This is a genomic window from Frankia sp. CcWB3 (assembly GCF_977927595.1).
Genome location: NZ_CDWRCK010000230.1, coordinates 1 through 6,712 on the forward strand (window position 1 = coordinate 1; position 6,712 = coordinate 6,712).

Annotated in this window: 5 protein-coding genes and 2 pseudogenes; 3 read left to right on the forward strand and 4 right to left on the reverse strand. The window is 68.5% G+C overall.

Annotated elements, in window-relative coordinates:
* Both ACY5KJ_RS15965 and ACY5KJ_RS15970 read right to left on the reverse strand, forming a co-directional pair.
* Positions 1-410, reverse strand: a 410-nt coding sequence (locus ACY5KJ_RS15965) for a sulfotransferase family protein (protein WP_462203719.1), incomplete at its 3' end; no start/stop codon positions are given.
* 238 nt (positions 411-648) lie between these two features.
* Positions 649-1,137, reverse strand: a complete 489-nt coding sequence (locus ACY5KJ_RS15970; protein ID WP_462203720.1) for an Hsp20/alpha crystallin family protein — start codon at positions 1,135-1,137, stop codon at positions 649-651.
* A gap of 741 nt (positions 1,138-1,878) precedes the next feature.
* Here ACY5KJ_RS15970 and ACY5KJ_RS15975 point away from each other — a divergent pair.
* Positions 1,879-2,142, forward strand: coding sequence for a hypothetical protein (locus ACY5KJ_RS15975; protein WP_462188829.1), 264 nt, complete (start codon positions 1,879-1,881; stop codon positions 2,140-2,142).
* On the opposite strand, the pseudogene ACY5KJ_RS15980 reads toward ACY5KJ_RS15975, so the two are convergent.
* Together ACY5KJ_RS15980 and ACY5KJ_RS15985 are read right to left on the reverse strand one after the other, a co-directional pair.
* Positions 2,136-2,643 (reverse strand): annotated as a pseudogene (locus ACY5KJ_RS15980) (erythromycin esterase family protein); the annotation flags it as partial. The gene ACY5KJ_RS15975 and the pseudogene ACY5KJ_RS15980 overlap by 7 nt on opposite strands.
* A gap of 147 nt (positions 2,644-2,790) precedes the next feature.
* A complete protein-coding gene (locus ACY5KJ_RS15985) occupies positions 2,791-3,735 on the reverse strand; it encodes a LysR substrate-binding domain-containing protein (RefSeq protein WP_462203721.1) in 945 nt (314 codons plus the stop codon).
* 210 nt (positions 3,736-3,945) lie between these two features.
* Here ACY5KJ_RS15985 and katG point away from each other — a divergent pair, with 210 nt between their 5' ends.
* On the forward strand, positions 3,946-6,180 hold the full coding sequence (katG, locus tag ACY5KJ_RS15990) for a catalase/peroxidase HPI (RefSeq protein ID WP_462203723.1): 2,235 nt from the start codon (positions 3,946-3,948) through the stop codon (positions 6,178-6,180).
* 34 nt (positions 6,181-6,214) lie between these two features.
* Positions 6,215-6,712: pseudogene (locus ACY5KJ_RS15995) on the forward strand (hypothetical protein); the annotation flags it as partial.

The window sequence follows — 6,712 nt, forward strand, 5'->3', positions numbered from 1 at the left end:
TTGAAGACACCGTCCCACACCACCAGATTCATCATGGTGATCACGCGCATGGCTTCCGCGCTCATTCTCGCCGGTCGGTTCGATATCGCTTGGAACAATGTGTTCCGCGCACTGTCATACCATTTTTCCGGGTCGCGAACCGTAAGAATCATTCGAGCCGACGGGTAGTGGGCGGCGAGCTCCCGCCAGAACCGGGCACCCGGCCAATCGACTGTCGATCTGTACTGGCCATACAGCGAGTCCCAGTCCGCAGGAGCACCTTCGGCGGCACTCGTCCATGCAGCGATAGTCTCCCGGTGCGCGAGGACCTCGTCCATGTGATGACAAGGGCCGTAACCGAGCTGTTCGAGGGCCAACTTGAGCGAAAGCGTTCCGGTACGCCCGAAGCCCGCACCAATGATGTTGATCATACCCCTCCTCGGAAGACAACGGATGCAATATTAACGACCACTTCGTTGCGAGTCCAGAGGGAATTTTGATAATCTATCATCTTGGTAGGGATTGTGAAGTTATAAGTGCCGTAACTACCCGCACTCGGTTGCCCGGTGTAGTTTTATGGAGGATTCAGGATTCACCACGGCGCCGCGGCCGGGCGGGCACGGCACCGCTGGCGATAGCGGACACGCGGACAGCGGCCCCGCCGCCGGGTCAGCTGCCGCCGTCACTGCCGCCGGTGACCTCGATGTGCCTGGGCTGACTCTTCCTGGACTTGGCGAGCCGGATCGTCAGTACCCCGTCGTCCAGCGTCGCGCTGACCGACTCCGGGTCCACCTCACCCGGCAGCACGATGCGATGTTCGAACCTGCCCACCCGGCGGGTCTGACGGCGTAGCACACCCTTCCGTTCCCGCTCCTTGATCTCACCGGTGACCCGAAGCTCGTTATCCTGCAGGTCGATCGAGACATCGCGGCGGCGTACCCCGGGGAGCTCGAGTTCGACGATGTAGGCGTCGTCGGTCTCCTCGATGTCGACCGGGACGACGACGGCGGCCAACAGTCCCACCGGTCGGCCTTCCGCACCACCGACGACGTCGCCGAGCAGGTTTCCCACCCGGGTCCAGGCGTCCTCGATCTTCCGGAACGGATCCCACCTGATCACCGGGGCCGGACGTTGGCTGCTTCGCACCGGAAATGCCATGAGATTTCTCCACTCGTCAGCATCATTTCGACATCATTCGATTCGACGACGCAATCAGCCGTTGTCGGCAAAATACTTCCACCGCCGTCTACCCGGTCGTCGGCGGGTCAATCAGCCGCAGCGGGAAATACTGGCCACCGCTCCGGGGCTGTTCCGCAACCGCCGGGACGGTGAACGACCGGCGCGGCCTCTCCGGGACGGCCACCGCCCGGGCACGCAGCACCCGGGCAGATACGGAGGCCGCGAAGCAAGGCGGTCCCGCCATCCCCTCGAATCAGTTTTCCTCATCAAGGCGAGCCGGCGGGAGCTTGGCCCTGCCCGCTGACGGACAATGGGCCCAAAGTCCTTCTACCCAGCTCCGCCCGCAGGAAACCACAGCCAGGCGACGGTGGCGACGGTGCGGGCATCACGGCATACCGGGAATGGCCGTTGCATTCTACCCATCTTCCTCGTGCCGGCGCAGACCTCGACTTGCTGGCGAGTGCGGCAGCAGCATTTTTGCGATCAGTTGAGATTTGTGTTAATCGGGTGGATGACAAGGGCGGCAGTGGGCATGAGGCAGCCGGCGCGGGTGTCCCAGCCGAGATGGTCACCGCCGTGGACACGGCCCGGGCGAGACGGCCGGTACAGCCGCTCGATGCCGGATTCCCGACTCGCCCCGTTGATCTACGGGCGCCGTGATGGAGGCCGGGCCGGATGGTCGGGCCAACCCTCGAACAGGCCGGGAGGAGGGGATATCCGATGACCGCTTTCGAACTGGACAGCTCGCTGGTCGACAAGTTCGCAACCGGCGATCTCGATCCACGGGAGGAAGCGACCCTTGCCGAGCAGCTGGCGCGTCTCCTGGCGTTCCACTGGAACCTGCCCCACCCGCTCGAGGCCACGTTGTCGCGGATCATCGCTCACCTGGGGGGTCAATGCGCCCTGTTGGCATGGCTGGACCGGCATCCTGGAGCAGGAACAGCACGACATCCTCGCGGCCGTCAGCCAGCAATCCGCTGGTAGGCGTCCGGCCAGTCCGCCTTCGCCGCCACCGCGCAGAACCCCTTCTCCTCGATCAGCCGCCGGGTCATCGCGGCGCGGGCGGCGTAGCACTCGTGGGTGCCGTGCGACGCCTCGCCGATCAACACCAGGCTGGCGTCACCAACCAGATCGAACAGCCTGTCGCCGGCCGGAACGCCGTCCTGGACCGGCACCATCTCGGATCGGACGACGGCCGCGTCCGGGCGGTACACCACGGTTCCCGCGGGAAGCCGGGACGTCGCCGCCGCGCGCAGCAGACCGCGCACCTGTTCATCGGTGGTCTGGGTGAAATCCCAGTAGGACTGCCCGACCGCGAAGAACGGCGACGGCGTCGTCGCACACCACCTCGTCCGCCAGCGCCGTCAGCTCCCGGCAGGTGGAAGAGGGTGCCGCCGGCACGGCGACGACGATCCGGGCCGGCTGCAGTTGCCGCAACGCCTGGATGGCGGCCCGCATACTCGCGCCCGTGGCCAGGCCATCATCCCCCTGCCCACTCGGCGGCAAGATTCGCTTGATGCCCAGCACGGAGCGAGGGAAACCGTGTGTTCGTGGTCGGCCGGCCGGCGACGCCCGACCGGTGGGTCTCGCGGCCGGCCTGCTGCATTCACCGGAGCCCGCCGAGGGCGCGCGTCAGACCGCCGCGGCCGGCACCGGGGCGAGGGCGAGACCCGTCCCCGGCAGGGCGGCCCGCACCTCGGCGGCGAGCAGGTTCCAGTCCGTCACGCGGGCCGAGGTCGAGCGGTAGGCCAGGCCGACGCGCCGGTGCGGCGCGGGCCGGCGGAACGTGGCGACGGCCAAGCCCCGCCCCTCGCCGACCTCGACTCCGACGGCGGCGGCGGGGACGAGGGTCAGCCCCAGGCCACCGGCGACCATCTGGACGATCATCGACAGGCTCGCCGCACGCAGGGTAGAACGCTCCCGTGCCCCCGCCTCCCGGCAGACCTCGAGCGCCTGGGCCCGGAAGCAGTGCCCGTCCTCCAGCAGGAGCAGGTCCTGCCCGCCGATGGCGGCGACCGGCACGGCGGCGCCACCCGCCAGCGGGTGATCCGCGAGGGTGACGAGGACGAAGTCCTCGTCGTACAGCGGGATCTCGGCTGTCCCCGGCTCATCGGTGGGCAGAGCGAGCAGCGCGAGATCGAGCGCACCGCCGCGCAGCTCCGCCAGCAGGGTGGCCGTCTGGGACTCCCGCGGCCGCAGCCGTGCCTGCGGCCACCGTTCCCGCAGCGTCGGCAGCAGCCGTGGGAGCAGGTAGGGGGCCACCGTGGGGATGACCCCGAGACGGATGTCACCGACCAGGGGTTCCCGGGCCCGGATGGCCAGTTCGCCGATGTCGTCGACGGCGCCCAGCACCCCCCGGGCCCGCCGGACGATCTCCTCCCCGAGTTCGGTGAGCAGGACGCTGCGGGTGGTGCGTTCCACGAGCTGGACGCCCAGGGTGCGCTCGAGCGCCGCCACCGCGCTGGACAGCGTCGGCTGACTGACATGCAGGGCCGCCGCGGCGCGGCCGAAATGCCGGTGATCGGCCACCCCGACGAGGGCGCGCAGCTGGGCCAGGGTCGGTTGCGGACTAGCCATAGATTGAGGCTATCAAAGTTGCGAAATTTTTCGATTTCTCTTCCGAGTGGCCGACCGTGACAGTTGTGACAGTGGAGTCATCCCTGCGCGGCTTCTCGATCAACGAGGCCGCCACCGAGGCCGCGGCCATCTACTGGGGCCGGTGTCACGGCTGTTCCACCGCACGCGTTCCTGATCGCTCTTGATATCCGTCTATGCCCGGAGGGTCCCATGTCCGAGAACCATGACGCAGTCGTGTACGACATGAATGCGGAGAGCGGCGGTGGCTGCCCAGTCGCGCCCGGTCGCGCCCCGCACCCCACCCAGGGCGGCGGAAACCGCGGCTGGTGGCCGAACCAGCTCAACCTGAAGATCCTCGCCAAGAACCCCGCCGTGGCCAACCCCCTCGGCGGGGAGTTCACCTATGCCGAGGCCTTCAGGACCCTCGACCTCGCCGCCGTGAAGCAGGACATCGCGGAGGTGCTGACTACCTCGCAGGCCTGGTGGCCGGCCGACTACGGTCACTACGGCCCGTTCATCATCCGGATGGCGTGGCACAGCGCGGGCACTTACCGCATCAGCGACGGCCGCGGTGGTGTGGGTGCCGGCCAGCTGCGTTTCGCTCCCCTTAACAGCTGGCCGGACAACGCGAACCTCGACAAGGCTCGCCGCCTGCTGTGGCCGGTCAAGAAGAAGTACGGCCAGAAGATCTCGTGGGCCGACCTGATGATCCTCGCCGGCAACGTCGCCCTGGAGTCGATGGGCTTCGAGACCTTCGGCTTCGCCGGCGGCCGGGTGGACGTCTGGGAGCCTGACGAGGACGTCTACTGGGGCCCCGAGACCACCTGGCTCGACGACGATCGCTACACCGGCGACCGGGAGCTCGAGAATCCCCTCGCCGCGGTCCAGATGGGTCTCATCTACGTCAACCCGGAGGGCCCGAACGGCAACCCGGACCCGATCGCCGCGGCACGCGACATCCGCGAGACGTTCCGCCGGATGGCGATGAACGACGAGGAGACGGTCGCTCTGATCGCCGGCGGCCACACCTTCGGCAAGACCCACGGCGCGGCCAACCCGGACGAGCATGTCGGCCCGGAGCCCGAGGGCGCCCCCCTCGAGGAGCAGGGCTTCGGCTGGACGAGCACCTTCGGCACCGGCAGGGGCGGGGACACGATCACCAGCGGGCTTGAGGGTGCGTGGACGAACACCCCGGTGAGCTGGGACAACAGCTTCTTCGAGATCCTGTTCGGCCACGAGTGGGAGCTGGCGAAGAGCCCCGCCGGTGCGAACCAGTGGAAGCCCAAGGACGGTGCCGGTGCCGGCACCGTCCCCGACGCCCACGACGCATCGAAGAGCCACGCCCCCACGATGCTGACGACGGACCTCGCCCTCCGGTTCGACCCGATCTACGAGCCCATCTCGCGGCGCTTCCTGGAGAACCCGAGCGCGTTCGCGGACGCGTTCGCCCGGGCGTGGTTCAAGCTGACGCACCGTGACCTGGGGCCGGTCGCGCGCTACCTCGGCCCGGAGGTCCCGACCGAGACGCTGCTGTGGCAGGACCCGCTCCCGGCGGTGGCCCACGAGCTCATCGACGCCGCGGGCGTCGCCACTCTCAAGGGTCAGATCCTCGCCTCGGGCCTGTCGGTCTCCCAGCTGGTCTCCACCGTGTGGGCGTCGGCCTCGACGTTCCGCGGTGGTGACAAGCGCGGCGGCGCCAACGGTGCGCGCATCCGCCTCGAACCGCAGCGCGGTTGGGAGGTCAACGACCCCGACCAGCTGGCGGCGGTCCTGCGCACGCTGACGGGGATCCAGGAGGCCTTCAACGCCGCCCAGACCGGCGGCAAGCAGGTCTCGCTCGCCGACCTGATCGTGCTCGCCGGTGGTGTTGCCGTCGAGCGGGCCGCCGCGAACGCCGGCTTCGACGTCGAGGTCCCCTTCGCACCGGGACGTACCGACGCGTCGCAGGAGCAGACCGACGTGGAGTCGTTCGCGGTGCTCGAGCCGACGGCGGACGGGTTCCGCAACTACCTCGGGAAGGGCCACCGCCTGCCGGCTGAGTACCTTCTGCTCGACCGGGCGAACCAGCTGACCCTGAGCGCCCCCGAGCTGACGGTCCTCGTCGGTGGTTTGCGGGTCCTGGGTGCCAACTACCAGCAGTCGCCGCTCGGCGTCTTCACCGCGACTCCCGGGTCGCTGACGAACGACTTCTTCGTCAACCTGCTCGAGCTGGGCACGACGTGGAAGGCGACGTCCGAGGACGCGAACACCTTCGAGGGCCGTGATGTCGCCACGGGCAAGGTCAGGTGGACCGGCAGCCGCGCCGACCTCGTCTTCGGTTCGAACTCCGAGCTGCGCGCGCTCGCGGAGGTCTACGCGAGCGACGACGCGCGGGAGAAGTTCGTGCACGACTTTGTCGCGGCGTGGGTCAAGGTGATGAACCTCGACCGGTTCGACCTCGTCTAATCCTGGTTCACCTCGCCCGATCCTGACGTCCAGGTTGGCCCGTGCCGGGCCAACCTGGACGTCCTCGGTCCCCGGTCCCGAGCTCCCCGTTCCCGTACCGAGCGTCGGCCTCACCACCGGCGCACTCGCCGTACTCGCCGAGATCTCCCTCACCGCCGCCGCCGCGCTCGGGAAGAGCGATAGCGTGCGCGCCGCCAGCCTGCATCTGGACACGCCTGGCGACTGGCCCACGCGCCCACCCGAGGCACGGGAGAAACCCTCGGCATCCGATCCCCTCGCTCCCCTGCTGCTCTATACCCAGGCCTGGGCCGGCGACCGCCACGGTTCGGCGCACAGCCGGATACTGCCCACCAGATCGGCCACCCAGGTGATGTCGATGGACGTGACCTTCGTCCGTTCCTTCCCCCTCGACGCGGAGGCCGAGGCTGCGGTCACCGTGCGACGCGTAAGTCGACAACTCGCTGTAGCCGACTCCGAGATCGGAACGGCGGGATCCCGTCCGAGCGTGCTCGCGCGTTTCCTGGATCTGTCG

Bases quoted from the DNA above. Each gene is read 5' to 3' on its own strand.
- ACY5KJ_RS15970 (WP_462203720.1), bottom strand. From the start codon at position 1,137: ATGGCATTTCCGGTGCGAAGCAGCCAACGTCCGGCCCCGGTGATCAGG.
- ACY5KJ_RS15975 (WP_462188829.1), top strand. From the start codon at position 1,879: ATGACCGCTTTCGAACTGGACAGCTCGCTGGTCGACAAGTTCGCAACC.
- ACY5KJ_RS15985 (WP_462203721.1), bottom strand. From the start codon at position 3,735: ATGGCTAGTCCGCAACCGACCCTGGCCCAGCTGCGCGCCCTCGTCGGG.
- katG (WP_462203723.1), top strand. From the start codon at position 3,946: ATGTCCGAGAACCATGACGCAGTCGTGTACGACATGAATGCGGAGAGC.